At 67.6% G+C, this 17,015-nt stretch carries 16 protein-coding genes; 2 read left to right on the top strand and 14 right to left on the bottom strand.

Translation table 11 applies throughout. The annotated features are described in order from the left end of the window. Positions 1 to 88 precede the first annotated feature (88 nt). From ACIOU8_RS09785 to ACIOU8_RS09755, 7 genes are all read right to left on the bottom strand, one after another. Positions 89 to 1,903 carry an ABC transporter ATP-binding protein gene (locus tag ACIOU8_RS09785; protein WP_400788594.1) on the bottom strand — a complete coding sequence of 605 codons (1,815 nt, stop codon included), beginning with the start codon at positions 1,901 to 1,903 and terminating at the stop codon, positions 89 to 91. Then, entirely contained in the window at positions 1,900 to 3,831 is a 1,932-nt protein-coding gene (locus ACIOU8_RS09780) for an ABC transporter ATP-binding protein (RefSeq protein ID WP_400788592.1), read from the bottom strand. Before ACIOU8_RS09780 ends, ACIOU8_RS09785 begins: the two co-directional genes overlap by 4 nt. A 361-nt stretch (positions 3,832 to 4,192) precedes the next feature. Further along, on the bottom strand, positions 4,193 to 4,690 hold the full coding sequence (locus ACIOU8_RS09775; protein WP_400788590.1) for a methylated-DNA--[protein]-cysteine S-methyltransferase: 498 nt from the start codon (positions 4,688 to 4,690) through the stop codon (positions 4,193 to 4,195). Continuing rightward, the gene (locus ACIOU8_RS09770) at positions 4,687 to 6,186 is read right to left on the bottom strand and encodes a DNA-3-methyladenine glycosylase 2 family protein (RefSeq protein WP_400788587.1); all 1,500 of its coding nucleotides are present in this window, start codon (positions 6,184 to 6,186) and stop codon (positions 4,687 to 4,689) included. Before ACIOU8_RS09770 ends, ACIOU8_RS09775 begins: the two co-directional genes overlap by 4 nt. 153 nt (positions 6,187 to 6,339) lie before the next feature. Further along, complete coding sequence (gene purH, locus ACIOU8_RS09765) at positions 6,340 to 7,947, bottom strand: bifunctional phosphoribosylaminoimidazolecarboxamide formyltransferase/IMP cyclohydrolase (RefSeq protein ID WP_400788585.1); 1,608 nt, start codon at positions 7,945 to 7,947, stop codon at positions 6,340 to 6,342. A gap of 40 nt (positions 7,948 to 7,987) precedes the next feature. Then, positions 7,988 to 8,575: a phosphoribosylglycinamide formyltransferase gene (purN, locus tag ACIOU8_RS09760; protein ID WP_400788583.1), complete on the bottom strand. Its 588-nt coding sequence runs from the start codon at positions 8,573 to 8,575 to the stop codon at positions 7,988 to 7,990. Positions 8,576 to 8,618: 43 nt separating this feature from the next. Next, complete coding sequence (locus ACIOU8_RS09755) at positions 8,619 to 10,004, bottom strand: DUF6350 family protein (protein WP_400788580.1); 1,386 nt, start codon at positions 10,002 to 10,004, stop codon at positions 8,619 to 8,621. A gap of 91 nt (positions 10,005 to 10,095) precedes the next feature. On the opposite strand from ACIOU8_RS09755, the gene ACIOU8_RS09750 reads away from it, so the two are divergent. Then, positions 10,096 to 11,553, top strand: a complete 1,458-nt coding sequence (locus tag ACIOU8_RS09750) for an NCS2 family permease (protein ID WP_400788578.1) — start codon at positions 10,096 to 10,098, stop codon at positions 11,551 to 11,553. Between the two features lie 60 nt (positions 11,554 to 11,613). Here the strand turns inward: ACIOU8_RS09750 and ACIOU8_RS09745 are convergent, their stop codons facing one another. The 7 genes from ACIOU8_RS09745 to sucC form a co-directional block, all read right to left on the bottom strand. Continuing rightward, the gene (locus ACIOU8_RS09745; RefSeq protein ID WP_400788576.1) at positions 11,614 to 11,988 is read right to left on the bottom strand and encodes a DUF2510 domain-containing protein; all 375 of its coding nucleotides are present in this window, start codon (positions 11,986 to 11,988) and stop codon (positions 11,614 to 11,616) included. 7 nt (positions 11,989 to 11,995) lie between these two features. Continuing rightward, a complete protein-coding gene (locus ACIOU8_RS09740; RefSeq protein ID WP_400788574.1) occupies positions 11,996 to 12,745 on the bottom strand; it encodes a hypothetical protein in 750 nt (249 codons plus the stop codon). Beyond that, a complete protein-coding gene (locus ACIOU8_RS09735) occupies positions 12,745 to 13,056 on the bottom strand; it encodes a hypothetical protein (protein WP_400788572.1) in 312 nt (103 codons plus the stop codon). Before ACIOU8_RS09735 ends, ACIOU8_RS09740 begins: the two co-directional genes overlap by 1 nt. Next, positions 13,049 to 13,600 (bottom strand): hypothetical protein, encoded by a 552-nt coding sequence (locus tag ACIOU8_RS09730; RefSeq protein ID WP_400788569.1) that lies wholly within the window; start codon positions 13,598 to 13,600, stop codon positions 13,049 to 13,051. Before ACIOU8_RS09730 ends, ACIOU8_RS09735 begins: the two co-directional genes overlap by 8 nt. 16 nt (positions 13,601 to 13,616) lie before the next feature. Beyond that, complete coding sequence (locus ACIOU8_RS09725; protein ID WP_400788566.1) at positions 13,617 to 13,913, bottom strand: WXG100 family type VII secretion target; 297 nt, start codon at positions 13,911 to 13,913, stop codon at positions 13,617 to 13,619. A gap of 107 nt (positions 13,914 to 14,020) precedes the next feature. Beyond that, positions 14,021 to 14,923, bottom strand: coding sequence for a succinate--CoA ligase subunit alpha (gene sucD, locus ACIOU8_RS09720; protein ID WP_400788564.1), 903 nt, complete (start codon positions 14,921 to 14,923; stop codon positions 14,021 to 14,023). 27 nt (positions 14,924 to 14,950) lie between these two features. Further along, a complete protein-coding gene (sucC, locus tag ACIOU8_RS09715) occupies positions 14,951 to 16,117 on the bottom strand; it encodes an ADP-forming succinate--CoA ligase subunit beta (RefSeq protein WP_400788562.1) in 1,167 nt (388 codons plus the stop codon). 167 nt (positions 16,118 to 16,284) lie between these two features. Between sucC and ACIOU8_RS09710 the strand changes: the two genes are divergently transcribed. Beyond that, positions 16,285 to 16,947 carry a TetR/AcrR family transcriptional regulator gene (locus ACIOU8_RS09710; protein ID WP_400788560.1) on the top strand — a complete coding sequence of 221 codons (663 nt, stop codon included), beginning with the start codon at positions 16,285 to 16,287 and terminating at the stop codon, positions 16,945 to 16,947. Positions 16,948 to 17,015: the final 68 nt, after the last annotated feature.

Raw genomic sequence — 17,015 nt, 5'->3', positions numbered from 1 at the left:
CGCCTCACCGCTCCGCCGTCTCCGCGCCGAACACCGAGGCCACGACCGATGATCGGTCGTGGCCTCGGTGTTCAGGCGTCGCGCTGGTTCACACCAGGGTCTGCTGCCAGGCGGCGTGCAGCTGCGCGAACTTGCCCGTGCCGCTGATGAGCGCTTCAGGAGTGTCGTCCTCGATGATCTTCCCGTGCTCCATCACCAGCACCCGGTCGGCGATCGCGACCGTCGAGAGACGGTGCGCGATGATGATCGCGGTGCGGTCCTTGAGCAGCGTCTGCAGCGCATCCTGAATCAGACGCTCCGAGGGGATGTCGAGCGACGCTGTCGCCTCGTCGAGGATCAGCACCGCAGGGTCGGCGAGGAAGGCGCGGGCGAACGAGATCAGCTGACGCTGACCTGCCGACACCCGACCACCGCGCTTGTTGACGTCGGTGCGGTAGCCGTCGGGCAGCGACGAGATGAACTCATCCGCCCCGACCGCGCGGGCAGCCGCGCGGATCTCGTCGAGCGAGGCGTCGGGCTTTCCGAGCGCGATGTTGTCGGCGACCGTGCCGCTGAAGAGGTACGCCTCCTGCGTCACCATGACGATGGCGCGACGGAGATCCTTCGGGTGCAGGTTGCGCAGGTCGACGCCGTCGAGCGTCACCTCTCCGATCGACGGGTCGTAGAACCGGGAGATCAGCTTCGCCAGCGTGGACTTCCCTGCTCCGGTCGTGCCCACCAGAGCGATCGTCTGCCCTGCAGGGATGTCGAGTGAGAAGTTCGGCAGGATCGTCTTCTCGCCGTTGTAGCCGAACGTCACCTCGTCGAACTCGATGTGTCCACGCGACTCCCAGAGGTCCACCGGCTTCTCGGGATCCGGAACCGTCGGAACCTCCTCGAGCACGCCGGACACCTTCTCCAGCGCCGCTGTGGCGGACTGGTAGGAGTTGAGGAACATCGCGATCTCCTGCATCGGAGCGAAGAAGTTGCGCACGTACAGCACAGCCGACAGCAGCACGCCGACGGTGAGCGCCCCCTCGGACACACGGATGCCGCCCCAGAGCACGACGATGCCGAGAACCAGAGCTGCGACGCCCATCAGACCGGGCTCGAACGTGCCGAACAGCAGCATCGAGCGGCGATTGACGTCGCGGTACTCCCCCGCGATCTTCTGGAACGTCATGTCGTTGCGGGGCTCCTTGCGGAACGCCTTCACCGCGCGGATACCCGTCATCGTCTCGACGAACTGCACGATCACCTTGGCGCTGATCACGCGCGACTCTCGGTAGACGAGCTGCGAGCGCGAGTAGAACCAGCGCATCAGGAAGAACAGCGGCACGCCGCCGATCGCGAGAATGAGCCCGGACTGCCAGTCCCAGATGCACAGCGCGATGAACGTGAACAGGCCGAACAGCACGCCGGAGACGAGCTCGTTGAGCCCACCGTCGAGAAGCTCCTTGATCGAGTCGAGATCGCTGGTCTGGCGCGAGATGATGCGACCGGACGTGTACGACTCGTGGAACTCCAGGCTCAGGCGCTGCGTGTGGAGGAAGATCCGCTTGCGGAGGTCCAGCAACACCGCCTGAGTGAGCTTGGCCGCGATGATGACGTACCAGGCGATCATCGCCGCTGCGACAGCACCAGCGAGGAGGTAGATCCCGCCGATCATGAAGGTCGGCATCCAATCCGCGCGCTCGAGCACTGCGGGCAGGGCCCGGTCGAGCCCGATGCTGATCAGGATCGGGCCGGCGACCTGGAGCGCCGTCGAGATCACGAGCACGGTCGCAGCGAGCGCGATCTGCGCCTTCAGCGGGCGCACGAGCGAGCCCAGAAGTCGAAGCGACCGACGGCGGATGGCCCGGCTCTCCTCCTTGGTGTAGCTGGAGCGGTCTTCGTCTTGGGTTCCGGTGATCGCGGAGCTCATCGCTGCACCTCCTTCTCGGTGATGATGTCTTCGTCGGCGGCAGCCTCGCGGATCCCGTCGCGGACGGTGTCTTCGATCTCGGCCTGCTCATCGCGGATGATCGGGATCGCGCCCGTGCGCGCCGCCTCCTCTGCCTCGAGGCTGGAGATGACATGCCGGTAGTGCCTGCTCGTCTTGAGAAGCTCGCTGTGGGTGCCGACGGCAGTGACGCGGCCGGCTTCGAGCAGCGCCACCCGGTCGGCGAGGGCGACGGTCGACGGCCGGTGGGCCACGATCATGGCCGTGGTGTCGGCCAGCACGTGTCGCAGCGCTTCCTCGACGAGTGCCTCGGTGTCGACGTCGAGCGCCGACAGCGGGTCGTCGAGCACGAGAACCTTCGGGTTGGCGGCGACGGCCCTGGCGAGCGCCAGACGCTGTCGCTGTCCGCCGGAGAGACTCAGCCCTTCCTCGCCGATGACGGTCTCGACACCCTCGGGCAGCGAATCCACGAAGGCAGCCTGGGCGACGCCGAGCGCCTCGCGCAGCACGCGCTCGCCCTCCTCGCTGTGCACGTCGAGGTCGGCGCGCCCCAGCAGCACGTTCTCACGAACGGTCGCTGAGAACAGCGTGGCGTCTTCGAAGGCCATCGCGATGTGCTGGCGCAGCTCGGCGAGCGGCAGATCCCGCACGTCGACGCCGTCGAGCGTGACCCGACCGCCGGTGACGTCGTACAGACGCGTCGGCAGCGTGGTCAACGTGGTCTTGCCACTGCCGGTCAGCCCGACGAGTGCCATGGTCTCGCCCGGTCGCAGCACGAGGTCGATGCCGTCGAGCAGGTCGCGCTCGTGAGTTCCTGCGTCCTGGTACCGGAAGTGCGCCGCCTCGAAGGCCAGTTCGCCGCGGGGTTCCGCGATGTGCACCGGGTTCTCGGGGTCGGTGATGGAGTTCGTCTCGGAGTAGATGTCGAACACGCGATCGGTCGCGGTGCGCGCGTCGAGCATGAACGAGAACAGGAATCCGATCGACTCGATGGGCCAGCGGAGCACCACGGCCATGGCGAAAAACGCGAACAGTTCCGCCTGATCGATCTCGCCCTGCGAGATCAGCCAGATGCCGGACATCAGGCTGAGGCCGAAGGCGATCTGCGGCATGAGGTCGAGCCAGAACCAGATCGACGCGATCGCGCCTGCCTTGCTCATCTCGGTCTCGCGCAGTGTCTCGGCCTGACGGCTGAAGCGGCCGAGGGCGTGCTTGCCCCGACCGAAGGCCTTGAGCACGCGGATGCCGTGCACGCTCTCCTCGACGCTCGTCGCGAGGTCGCCGGCCTGGTCTTGGCTGCGGCGGGTGAGCGCACCGTAGCGCTTCTCGAAGAGGTAGCCACGGATCCACAGCGGGATCGCCGTGACGATGAAGATGACGCCCAGCAGCCAGTGCCAGCGGAACAGCAGCACCGAGCCGATGATGATGGTCAGCACGTTGACGACGAGCAGCACGAGGCCGAATGCCAGCCACCTGCGGATCAGACCGATGTCCTGCATCATGCGGCTCAGCAGCTGCCCCGACTGCCAGCGGTCGTGGAACGAGACCGGGAGCGTCTGCAGGCGCGAGTAGAGCTCGGTGCGCATCGTGTACTCGACCTGCGTCGCAGGGTAGAGCACGAACTGGCGGCGCAGCCAGACCATCAACGCTTCTCCGATCGCGAGACCGAACACGGCGAGCGCACCCCAGGCGATGGCGTCGATCGCACCGGTCTGCACCGGTCCGCGGATGATCTGCTCGAGCACGATGGGGATCATCAGGGCGATGATCGCGGCCACGAGCGCGCTGGCCGCGCCCCCGGCGAGCCGCCAGATCACGGGCTTCACGAAGGGCTTCAGGCGCCACAGCGCGGCCGGTGTGGAGAGGGAGGACGAGGAGGAGGCGTTCTGCGATGAAGGCGAGGAGGACATGTCTCTCAGACGAGTTTCGTGTGGGTAAGCGGTTGCTCAAGGGGGCGGACGCAGCAACGGACTCTCAGAGTCCGGCATCCGGTGAGGTCGTGCGTGTCGGAAAGTGGCTCTAGCGGAGCGGGCGCACCGGGGTCGAGCCGAGAGCGGCGATCTGCACAGCGGCGATCGATGTCATGGTGTCCTCCTCAGGGGCTCGGCTATGTCGTCCCGGTCGGTGCGACAGCCCACCAGCCTATTCCTGTGAACAAGCTGAGCGCAAGAGAGATTCCCGATTCCTCGACGTCGTCCTCCTCTGGCGACGTCGAGCGCAGTTCTCAGCGCCGAGCCGCAGTGCATCTGCGCGGGCAGACGACTCTTCGACTCACCCCCGCGCGGCTTCCCTCTTCAGCAGACTCGCCTTGACGTCGAGCCCCCACGCGAACCCGCCGAGCGTGCCGTCGGAGCGCAGCACGCGGTGGCACGGCACGAACAGGGCAGGAGCATTGCGGGCGCAGATCGAAGCCGCGGCACGCACCGCGCGGGGGTTGCCGAGCTGCGCCGCGAACGAGGTGTAGGTCAGCGGCTCCCCCGGCTCGATCTCGCGCAGCGCCGACCATCCGGCGAGCTGCAGCACCGTGCCGGTCTGCTTCACCGCGACCGCATCGATCGCAGAGAGGTCTCCTGCATAGAACGAGAGTGCCGCGGCTGCCGCATCGGTGTCGCGCTCGCGCACCTCCGTGGGTCGGCTCCTGGTCGAGAGGCGGCCCACGATCGTCGCCTGATCAGCCGTCCACCCCGAGGAAAGCACTCGCTGCTGCTCGTCGGCGAGGATGGTGAACGGTCCGTCCGGGGTCTCGATCGTCTGGATGATGGCGTTCATGAGGTCTCCTTCACAAGGGTGGTGGTCTGGGACGTGCGCGTCCGTCGCACGGGCCGGGCCGGTGCTGCACGCCAGAGGTGAGCACTGAGATAGCTGCGCCACGGAGCAGTGCGCTCCGCCCACGCGACAAGCGGCAGCGGATCGCCCGGGAGTCCGGACGCGGCGGCCCCTGCGCGCAGTGCGACGTCACCCGGGAGCAGCACATCGGGGTCGCCCAGAACGCGCATCCGCACGTAATCGGCCGTCCAGGGACCGATGCCCGGCATCGCGAGCAGCGCGGCTCGCTGCTCGACGCCGTCGTCTCCGACCGTGAGCGGAAGCGAGCCGTCGGCGAGAGCTGCAGCTGCACCGACGATCGCCCTGATGCGAGCCCCCGGCCCGCGCAGCACCTCGGCCCCTCGCTCGGCGATCGCCGACATCGTGGGGAACAGGAGCCCCTGCTCCGTACGCTCTCCCAGCGCCTCGGTCAGGGCCGTGAGGGCGGTGCGAGCGGCGACGACCGTGATCTGCTGACCGACCATCGCGCGGATCAGCATCTCATGCGGATCCGCCGAACCGGGCACGCGGATGCCGGGAGTGCGCGCGACGAGCGGAGCGACCTCCGGGTGTGCACTCAGCGCCTGATCGACCGCGAGAGGGTCGGCGTCGAGATCGAAGATCCGTCGCACGGTCGACACCAGCGGAGCGAGGTCGCCGAGCTGCGCGACGCGGGCGCGCAGGTGCAGTCGCTCCGTCGCATCCTGACTCACCTCGAACCACGCGGGTCCTCCCGCCATGCGCAGATGACGCGCGAACGACGTGGCCGTGGCTGCTTCGACCCCCGACACGGCACGGGCCGACATCCACTGGTGGACGCCCGACGCATCGAGAGGTCCGCGATACGGGAGCACGAGATCGATCGCGCCGGGAGCCGCCGATGCCGGCATCTTCCGACGTGCCCTGAGCTCGCCCGGCGTCAGGTTGAACACCTCGCGGATCGTGTCGTTGCACTGTCGGATGCTCGCGAAGCCCGCAGAGAACGCGACATCGGAGATCTGCATGTCCGTGCCGACGAGCAGCATCCGCGCCGTGTGAGCCCGATGCGCCCGTGCGAGGGCGAGCGGACCCGCACCGAGCTCGGTAGAGAGCAGCCGAGTGAGGTGCCGTGTCGAATAGCCGAGGCGCACGGCGAGGCCGGACACCCCTTCTCGTTCGACCACGCCCGATGCGATCAGACGCATCGCCCGAGCGGCCACGTCACTGCGCAGATCCCAGGCGGGTGAACCGGGGGCAGCCTCAGGGAGGCAGCGCTTGCAGGCGCGATACCCCGCCTCGTGGGCTGCGGCGCTGGTCGGATAGAAGGTGACGTTCTGCGGCTTCGGCGTGCGGGCGGGGCAGCTCGGTCGACAGTAGATGCCGGTGGAGCGCACCGCGGTCACGAACTGACCGTCGAAGCGAGTGTCACGTGCGCTGATCGCACGATATCGCTCGTCGAAGTCGGTCACGGGGAAGGTCATGGCTCCACTCTGTCACGCACCACCGACACCGGCTGGCGGAAATCGGACATCGCTGTGGAGCCCCGATCCTGCCCCTGCAGGCAGCGCGAGACCCCTCGCACCGACGTCGGTGCGAGGGGTCTCGAAGGCGCTTCGGCGCTGAGGCCGCGCGTCTCAGTGGAAGAAGTGACGCTCTCCGGTGAAGAACATCGTGACGCCGGCCTTGCGCGCGGCGTCGACGACCTCTTCGTCGCGCACCGAGCCACCGGGCTGCACGATCGCCTTCACGCCCGCGTCGATGAGCACCTGCGCGCCGTCGGCGAAGGGGAAGAACGCGTCGGATGCCGCGACCGACCCCGCTGCTCGGTCACCGGCGCGCTCGACGGCGAGCCGGCACGAGTCGACGCGGTTGACCTGGCCCATGCCGACGCCCACCGTGGCGTTGTCCTTCGCGAGGACGATCGCGTTCGACTTGACGGCGCGGCACGCCTTCCATGCGAAGATCAGGTTCTCCATCTCCTCGTCGCTGGGACGCTCGCCCGAGACGAGCTCCCAGTTCTTCGCGACCGACACGATGTCGTCGGGGAAGCGGTCTGCATCCTGCAGCAGAAGTCCTCCCGAGACCAGGCGCACGTCCATGCGCTCCTGCTGCCAGTCCTGCGGCAGCTGCAGCAGACGCAGGTTCTTCTTCGCCTTGAACACCTCGAGCGCTGCAGGCTCGAACGACGGCGCGACGATGACCTCGGTGAAGATGTCCTTGAGGTTCTCGGCCATCTTGAGCGTCACGGTGCCGTTCGCGGCGATCACGCCACCGTACGCAGACACGGGGTCGCACTCGTGCGCACGGATGTGGGCGCTCGCGATCGGGTCGAGGGCGTTGGGAGCGGTGGTCGCGATGCCGCACGGGTTCGCGTGCTTGATGATCGCGACCGCCGGCTTCACCATGTCGTAGGCGGCGCGCAGTGCTGCGTCCGCATCGACGTAGTTGTTGTACGACATCTCCTTGCCCTGCAGCTGCGTCGCCTGAGCGATGCCGTGGCCGCCGACGCGCGTGTAGATCGCGCCGCGCTGGTGCGAGTTCTCGCCGTAGCGCAGCGTGTTGAGCAGCTCGGCCTGGATCGTGAGGTGGGTGGGCAGGTCCTCGCCCTCACCGAGCGTGCCCTCGGCGAACCAGGAGGCCACCGCCGTGTCGTACGCGGCGGTGTGGGCGAAGGCGCGGGCCGCGAGTTCGCGACGCTGCGTCAGCGTGGTGCCGCCGTTCTCGATGGCGCTGATGATGCCCTGGTACGACTGCGGCGAGACGACGATCGCGACGTTCGCGTGGTTCTTCGCCGCAGCGCGAACCATGGCGGGCCCGCCGATATCGATCTGCTCGACGACGTCGTCGCCTTCGGCGCCAGAGGCGACCGTCTCGACGAAGGGGTAGAGGTTCACGACGACGAGCTCGAACGGCGCGATGTCGAGGTCGGCGAGCTGACGCTCGTGGTCCTCGAGGCGGAGGTCTGCGAGCAGGCCACCGTGGATCTTCGGGTGCAGGGTCTTCACGCGACCGTCGAGCATCTCGGCGACCCCGGTGACGGCGGCGACATCGGTCACCTCGAATCCTGCCTCGCGGATCGTGGACGCGGTCGAGCCGGTCGAGACGATCTGAACGCCTGAGCCGGCGAGCGCCTCGGCGAGCACGAGCAGATCGGTCTTGTCGCTCACCGAGACGAGCGCCCGGCGCACCGGGACGGTGTCGCGGTCTCGATACAGCGAATGGTCGTGGCGGGGTCCGGCCATGATGGGCTCCTTCGTGCGAGGGGGGCGTGCGTGGATCGGTTCAGGATGCGGGGGTCAGCGAGAGCTCGCCGGTCGCGATGCGACGCACCACGTCGATGAGCAGTCGGCGTTCGACGGGCTTGATGCGCTCGTGCAGGCTGTGCTCGGTGTCGCCTGCGACGACCGGCACCCTCTCCTGCGCGAGGATCGGCCCGGTGTCCACGCCGTCGTCGACGACGATCACGCTCGCGCCGGTCTCCGAGACGCCCGCGGCGAGCGCGTCGCGCACCCCGTGTGCGCCGGGGAACTCCGGCAGGTAGGCGGGATGCGTGTTGATCAGCCGGGGCGCGAGGTCAGCGACGAGAGCGGCGGGTAGCAGACGCATCAGACCGCTGAGCACGACGAGGTCCGCGTTCCAGACGGCGAGCTGACGGCCGAGCTCTTCGCCCCACGCCTCGCGTGACTCGTGCTCGTGCCATGGAACCGTGAAGCTCGGGATGCCGAACTCCTCGGCGTGGGCGAGGCCGTCGGCTTCGCGGTCGGCGCCGACGACCACCACCCGCGCAGGGAAATCGGGGTGGCGAGCAGCCTCGAGGAGGGCGCGAAGATTCGAGCCGGTGCCCGAGATGAGAACGGCGACCGTGAGCACGCGCCCAGTCTATCGGGGCTGGCGTCCGGGCCTGACCCGCGTGTCAGCCGACGGGATCCCCCGGGTCGCGCTTCGGCAGCCGGAGTCCCCCCGCGGCGTCGAGCGGGGCGGTGTCGTGGTCGGACGATGCGTCGGGCCAGCCGACCATCGCATCGCCGGACTCGCCCGAGACGGCGTCGGATGCCGTCATCTCGGCGACCCACCGGTCGGTGCGCTCTTCTGCCAGCTCGTCCCGGTTCCGGGGCGACAGCAGCAGGATCGCCGCGCCGAGCAGGACCTCTCCGCCCAGAGCGAGGGCGAACGGCAGCGCCGCAGGTCCGGCTTCGGCGAGCCGCCCGGGGCCCATCGACCCGCCCGCGAGCAGGGCGGCGACCGCGGCGACCGCGGCGGTCAGTACGCCGATGCCTGCGGCGATCACCGCACGAGGAGCCATTCCGAGAGGCGTTCCCTCCCAGACGAGGCGTGAGCGGACGGCCCATCCTGCGAACGCTCCGGCTCCGATCGGGAGGATGATCACGATGAGCATCCAGATCGACGTGCTCTCGGGAAGAAGGCCGAGCACGGGGATCCCCGGCACGACTCCGAGATGGGTGCCCGCGGGAGACACGGCAGTGCCGACTCCCACCGCGAACCCGGGGCCGGCGAGCCAAGAGGCGGCCCAGACGATGATGGTGGGCAGATAGACGAGATGCCCGAGCGTGATGACCCCGGCGCCGAGCGCGTCGACTCGAGCGGCCTGGAACAACGCCACCATCTCGCCGCCCCGTGCCGCGACGAGAACGGCGACGGCCACCGCTGAGACCGCGGTGACCCCCACGACCGCGAAGGCCGCACCGCGGACCGCGGCGCTCGGCACCGGCCCCCAGTCGCCCCACGAGTCGACGACATCGTGGACGCGGTCGAGGATGCCGCCGTCGCCGTCTTCCCAGGCGATGCGCAAAGACCCGCACACGGCGCCCACGAGATAGACGGCGGTCGGCAGCAGGATGCCCTCCGCGACGGACGTCTCGACCGCGGCGAGGTGCGAGGTCAGCGCGACTCCGGTTGCTATCGCCGCGAACGCGAGGGACCCCGAGAGCGTGCCGAGCAGCCACGCGCCGGCGCGGGCGGCACGGGCGCCGGAGCGAGCCGCGAACAGCAGAGTGAAGATGAGGAACGCGAGCGGAGCCACCGAGAGGGTGAAGGCGGCGGCGTCGGGCGCGATGCCTGTGGCGCGCAGCACCTCGGGCGACACTTCGATGCTCAGCGGCACGCCGTGGCCGAACTGCCACAGTGAGCCGGTGAGCGGCCAGAGGGCTCCCCAGTCGGCCGTGACTCCGAACGAGAGCGTCCAGAGCAGGGTGAGCGGCGCCAGCAGAACCACGAGACCGACCGCCGCAGCGATAGCGGCGTCGAAGGCGGCGAGGAGCGCGACGAGGAGGCGTTGCATATCGAATCGAGACTACGACGAGAACCCTGTCGTCGCCTGGGGGCGCGCGCTACTCGCGCGACACGATATCGTCTCCTGCGGAGGTTTCCCGATGACAACTGCCCCGTCCCCCACCCGCTCTACGGCCGAACCCACGAACGCCCTGGACCGCTTCTTCGAGATCAGCAAGCGCGGATCCACGATCGGCACCGAGATCCGAGGGGGTCTGGTGACGTTCGTCACCATGGCCTACATCGTGATCCTCAACCCGATCATCCTGTCCGGCTCGGCCGATGTCACAGGCGCGACCCTCGAATTCAGCGCCGTCGGCGCCGCGACCGCTCTGACCGCCGGCGTGATGACGATCCTGTTCGGTGTCATCACCCGCCTGCCCTTCGGCTTCGCGGCCGGCCTCGGCATCAACGCGTTCGTCGCGTTCTCGGTCGTCGGTCAGGTCACCTGGCCCGAGGCCATGGCGCTCGTCATGATCAACGGTCTCGTGATCGTGCTCCTCGCGGCCACCGGCCTTCGGAAGATGATCTTCGACGCTGTGCCTTTCCAGCTCAAGATCGCGATCACGGTCGGCATCGGCCTGTTCATCGCCTTCATCGGCTTCGTGAACTCCGGCTTCGTGACCGCGACCGGCAGTGCATCCCCGCCCGTGGGCCTCGGTGTCGGCGGGTCGGTCGCGACCGTCCCGACCGTTCTCTTCATCGTCACGCTCATCGTCACCGGCGTTCTGGTCGCCCGCAAGGTCAAGGGCGGGCTGCTCATCGGCCTCGTCTCCGGAACGGTCCTGGCCGTGATCGTCGAGGCGATCTGGCACCTCGGCGCCGCAGCCGACGACAACGCAGGGGGCTGGGGACTCACGGTTCCCACGCTCACCGGATCGCCGTTCGGCCTGCCCGACCTGAGCCTGATCGGCGCCGTCGACTTCAGCTTCGACTTCAGCAAGGTCAGCCTCGTCGCGATCGTGATGATCGTCTTCACCCTGGTCTTCTCGAACTTCTTCGACGCCATGGGCACCATGACCGGTCTCGCCAAGGAAGCCGATCTCGCGAACGAGAACGGCGACTTCCCCCGCATCAAGTCGGCGCTGGTCGTCGAAGGTGTCGGTGCGATCGTCGGTGGTGGCACGTCGTCGTCGTCGAGCACCGTGTTCATCGAGTCCGGAGCGGGTATCGGAGAGGGTGCGCGCACCGGATTCGCGAACCTGATCACCGGTGGCATGTTCCTGCTCGCGATGTTCCTCACACCGCTCACGTCGATCGTGCCGACCGAGATCGCCGCCGCAGCGCTGGTGATCGTCGGAGCGATGATGATGGCCCAGATCAAGTACATCGACCTCACCGAGTTCAGCGTGCTGCTGCCGGTGTTCCTGACCGTGACCGTGATGCCGCTGACCTACTCGATCGCCAACGGAATCGGCGCCGGCTTCGTCAGCTGGGTGCTCATCCAGGCGCTCTCGGGCAAGGCCCGCAAGATCAGTCCGCTGCTGTGGATCGTCGCGGCCGGCTTCGTGGTGTTCTTCGCGCGCGGACCCATCGAGGCACTGTTCGGCGTCGCCTGAGCGACCGATGAACAGCGGGGGGCGGATGCTGCGGCATCCGCCCCTCTGCAGTCCCTGAGCTCAGCGAATGGGGTGCAGCCCGTACGGTGGCGGAGCGTCCGCCGCCAGGAGCCGACGGTATCTCGACAAGCGGCTCTGGAACACGACGCTGACGACGATGAACGGCAACGGTGCGAGTAACCAGATCACACCGTACCCGCCGGTCACGCTCATGAGCACGGTCAGCGCCACCCACAGTCCGGCGAGAATCCACGAGGTGCCGGCGAACAGCCGGCCGCGGCGCAGGAACGCCGCGGCGGTCTGGGGCGAATCCACGCCCGATGGTGCCCGCACCACGACGTCGTCCGTCCAGCCGGCTCCGTTCCACCAACGCAGGAGCGACGGATTGAGCGAGATCGCGTACCAGCCAGCGGGAGGGCCCGACACAGGGATCACCGGGCACTCACCAGGCGAACCGCGAGTTGGGCCACTCGGTGATCTGCGCCCCGCTCAGCACACCCGTCAGCGTGTCTGCGCGTGACTGCGATGCCGGCGCCGTCAGCAGCACGCCGATCGCCGACACGATGACCCCGATGATGCCGATCACGAGCCCGACGACCGCTCCCACGCCGGTCACGCCCGTTCCGAGAGTCACGGCGACGCCTGCGACAGAGACGCAGTAGCCGATGGTCGCGAGAAGGTTCTCGGAGTACCACGAGTCCTGCGACGAGGCGCTGTCTCGCAGCACTCGGATGAGCGCGTCGATCGGTGCGAGGAGATCGGAGACCTGGTCGCGCTGTTCGTAGAACGCCTCCGAGTAGCGGTCGACGATGGGAGAATCCCAGGCGGCGTCTTTCAGTCCGTCCATCTCTGAGATGTCGGCGTCGGTCTCGAGCCCCGAGAACGCCGCACGGACTCCGTTCTCGAGACGCGTCGCCTCCTCTCGCAGCTGAGTCGGCATCCCCCACTTCGCGACCTCGTCGCGCATGAAGTTCACGGACTCGCGGAGGATCGTCAGCTGGATCGTGACCGTGGTGAAGGCGGCTTCGTAGGCGGCTTCCTTGGCCCAGTCCGGGTAGGGAACACCCATGAATTCGAGCTTGTCGGCGGCATCGCGCAGCACGCCGGGCAGAATCCTCTCGATGTCTGCGATGCCGGCGAGCGTGTCGTCGAGGACTCGGATGATCTCGCGCCCGAGCGCTTCAGGATGCATCAGGAGCCCGCTTTCGCCACGACGGCTTCGGTCTGCGCTTCAGCCTCTTCGTACGCAGATGCGACGCCCTCCAGGCGGTCTGCGACCGCCTGCATCGCCCTCGCGCCAGCGCTCACCTCGCGACGGAGGTGCCCCAGCTTCGCGACGTAGTCAGCTCTCACCTGAGCGAAACCCGGCTGATCCGAGAACGCCCATGGGTCGAGTGTCGAGCCGAGGTCGGCGTCTTCGGCGGTGAGCCGCGACGACCAGTCCGTCCACCTGGCCACGTCTGCGCGCAGGGCGCTGACGTCGACCGCGAAACCATCACCCATCAGCATCCTCCCGATCGAAAGCCGCATTCACCCTCGACATCACCGCCGCTTCCATCTCATCCAGAGTGGCTGTCGAATACCATTCCGCAGTGAAATGGACCGCGTCGAGGCAGCCCAAGCGCATGCTCACCGCGACGTCCGGAGCGGGGTAGGTGTGCAGATCGCCGAAGAGATCAGCGACGTGCAGATCCTTCGCGATCTGCAGCGGACTCTGCCCCTCGCGGTAGCGCGCCAGCATGTCAGGGGTGCCCTGCACCGCCGCCGATCTCGGCGTCCGCTCGATCGCCATCTGGATCGCATGCGTGACGGACGCCGCGAGCTCGAAGACTCCCGGCGAGGTGAGTCCCGACGCGATACGGATAGCCGAGATCCGCTTGCCGTCGACCGAAGAGACGTCGACCTTGGCGGTGCTGACCTGCGAGAGGCCCTTGATCACCTGGCTCTCGATGTCCGCCATGGTCTTGCGATAATCGGCGACGGATTCCGTATATCGTCGCTGCAGCGCTGCGAGCCTGTTGCGACGCTCCGAATCGTTCAGGTCCATCACGACGATCGCGCTCTCACTCTGCCCCGCAGAGGTCTCGGAGCCTCTGCTCAGTGGACGTGTAGATGTGGAGCACTTCGCCCAGCGCTGCGATCATCCGTTCGAGCTCTTCGCGACGGACCTCGCCGTCCTGTGCCCATGACTGCTGAGCGGTGCGGAAAGCCTCGGCAGCGTCACCCTCCCACAGCTGGAGAAGGAACTCCGATTCGGCGTCGAATGTCTGCAGCGACAGGTTCAGATCAGAGAGGTCCTCGATGAGACCATCGATCGCAAGCTGAATACCGTCGAAGTCGACCTCGATTGTCCCCGCCACGCTGTCGACGCTAGCAGATCGTCCACCGTCTGGAAGAAACCGCCTGCGTTCGGTCATGAAAGAAGGCCCCGGAGTGGAGTCCAGGGCCTTCTCTTCGAGTATACCGCTTAGAGCGACTCGACGATCGCGCGCATCAGATCGGCCGTCTCGGACGGCGTCTTGCCGACCTTGACTCCGGCGGCCTCGAGGGCCTCCTTCTTCGCCTGAGCGGTGCCTGCCGAGCCGGAGACGATGGCGCCTGCGTGACCCATGGTCTTTCCCTCGGGAGCCGTGAAGCCCGCGACGTAGCCGACGACCGGCTTGGTGACGTGCGCCTTGATGTACTCGGCCGCTCGCTCTTCGGCGTCGCCGCCGATCTCGCCGATCATCACGATCGCCTTGGTCTCGGGGTCAGCTTCGAACGCGGCAAGCGCGTCGATGTGCGTCGTGCCGATGACCGGGTCGCCGCCGATGCCGATGGCAGTCGAGAAGCCGAGGTCGCGCAGCTCGAACATCATCTGGTAGGTCAGGGTGCCCGACTTCGACACGAGGCCGATCGGGCCCTTGCCGGTGATGTTCGCGGGCGTGATGCCGACGAGCGCCTCACCGGGGGTGATGATGCCGGGGCAGTTCGGCCCGATGATGCGGGTCGTGTTGCCCTTGCTCTGCGCGTAAGCCCAGGCCTCGGCCGAGTCGCCGACCGGAACACCCTCGGTGATCACGACGAGCAGCGGGATCTCGGCATCGATGGCCTCGATCATCGCGTCCTTGGTGAAGGCGCCGGGCACGAACGCGATCGACACGTCGGCGCCGGTCTCCTTCATGGCCTCGGCCACGGAGGCGAAGACGGGGAGCTCGACGGCGTTGCCGTCCTTGTCGGTGTGCGAGACCGTGGTGCCGGCCTTGCGGGCGTTCACGCCACCGACGACCTGGGTGCCGGCCTTCAGCATGAGCGCCGTGTGCTTGGTGCCCTCGCCGCCGGTGATGCCCTGGACGATGACCTTGGAATCCTTGTTGAGGTAGATCGACATTTCTTTAGTCCTTGTGTCTCTCTGCGATCAGGCGTTGGCGAGTTCGGCGGCCTTGTCGGCGCCCTCGTCCATGGTGCTGGCGAGCGTGACGAGCGGGTGCGCGTACTCGGCGAGGATCGCGCGACCCTCGTCGACGCGGTTGCCGTCGAGGCGCACGACGAGCGGCTTGGAGGCTGCGCTGCCGAGGGTCTCGAGAGCGCCCTTGATGCCGTTGGCGACGGCGTCGCACGCCGTGATGCCGCCGAAGACGTTCACGAACACGCTCTTGACCTGCGGGTCGCCGAGGATGACGTCGAGGCCTGCGGCCATGACCTCGGCCGAGGCGCCACCACCGATGTCGAGGAAGTTGGCGGGCTTGACGCTGTTGTGGTTCTCACCGGCGTAGGCGACGACGTCGAGCGTCGACATGACGAGTCCTGCGCCGTTGCCGATGATCCCGACCTCGCCGTCGAGCTTCACGTAGTTGAGACCGCTCTTCTTGGCCTTGGCCTCGAGCGGGTCGGCTGCGTCCTTGTCTTCGAGCGCTTCGTGCTCGGGGTGACGGATCTCAGAGGCGTTGTCGTCGAGCGTGACCTTGCCGTCGAGAGCGATGATGTCGCCCTCTTCGGTGCGGACCAGCGGGTTGACCTCGACGAGAGTCGCGTCTTCGCCCTTGTACACGTCGAAGAGCTTGACGAAGACGTCGGACACCTTCTCGACGAGGTCTTCGGGGAAGTTGGCGGCGCGGGCGATCTCGACGGCCTTCGCCTTGTCGATGCCGGTCAGCGGGTTGACCTCGACGCGTGCGAGTGCCTCGGGACGCTCGACTGCGAGCTCCTCGATCTCCATGCCGCCCTCGACCGAGCAGAGGCTCAGGTAGGAGCGGTTGGCACGGTCGAGCAGCACGGAGAAGTAGTACTCCTCGGCGATGCGCGCACCCTGCGCGACCATGACGCGCTTGACGACGTGGCCCTTGATGTCGAGTCCGAGGATGGCCTTGGCCGCCTCGTATGCCTCTTCGGGGGTCTTCGCGACCTTGACTCCGCCGGCCTTGCCGCGACCACCGGTCTTGACCTGGGCCTTGACGACGACGACTCCGCCGATCTTCTCAGCGGCTGCCTTCACCTCCTCAGGGGTGTCGGCGACGATGCCGGCGAGGACCGGCACTCCGTACTTTTCGAAAACGTCTCGTGCCTGGTACTCGTACAGATCCACTGTGGTTCCTTCACTGGGCTGCTGTCTGGTAATTCTCTCGATGTCGAGACATCGACCAGTCGCCCAGCCTACTACCTCGAACTGAACGCCTGACGGACGCAAGCGGGCCCTGTCTCCCCATGACGACCACAGCCGTGTCGACCGAAGCCGAGGTCTAGGCTCGTCCCATGCACGAATCCGCAGAACTGCGCACCGGCGTCGTGGCCGCTGCACTCGAGCTCTTCGCATCACAGGGCTTCGACCAGACCTCCGTCGAGCAGATCGCGAAGGCCGCAGGGGTCTCGCGTTCGACGTTCTTCCGCCAGTTCGGCGGCAAAGAGGACGTCGTCTTCGCAGACCACGAGGTGCTGCTCGAGCAGCTGCGGACCTTCCTCGCCGAGGGACATGACGATCCCTGGGGCGCGGTGTGCGCGGCATCCGAGTCGGTCTTCGCCCACTTCGCGCACGACCCGGAGCTCGCGCGCCGCCGCTATCAGATCGTCCGCCAGGTGCCGGTGCTCCGCGAGCGCGAGATCATCACGGTCTTCCGCTACGAGCGCCTGTTCGACGACTACCTGCGCAGCTCGCTTCCCGGCATCGACCCTCTGGATGCCGTCGGATTCTCCGCGCTCGTCACCGCCGTGCACAACCACGTGCTCCGGCAGCTGCTGCGTGGCAAGAAGAAGGTGCCGCTCTCGACGCTGCAGACGGCGCTCGCCGACGTGCGCCGCCGCTACGGCGTGCCCTCTGAGGCTGCCACCGAGGCGCCGGACGACGTCGTCGTCGCGGTGTTCCCCCGTTCGATGCCGATCGCCGAGGTCACCCGACGCCTGCGCACGCAGCTCGACTGACCGCGTCTGACTCCACTCGAACGGAGTCGTGGAACCGAGTGTCGAGGAGTACGATACTTGGTGTCACG

Origin of the sequence: Microbacterium sp. NPDC087589 (genome assembly GCF_044743635.1) — a bacterium.
Classification (GTDB): domain Bacteria; phylum Actinomycetota; class Actinomycetes; order Actinomycetales; family Microbacteriaceae; genus Microbacterium.
Note: the sequence above shows the minus strand (reverse complement) of the source record. Positions and strands in the feature narration are given on the sequence as shown.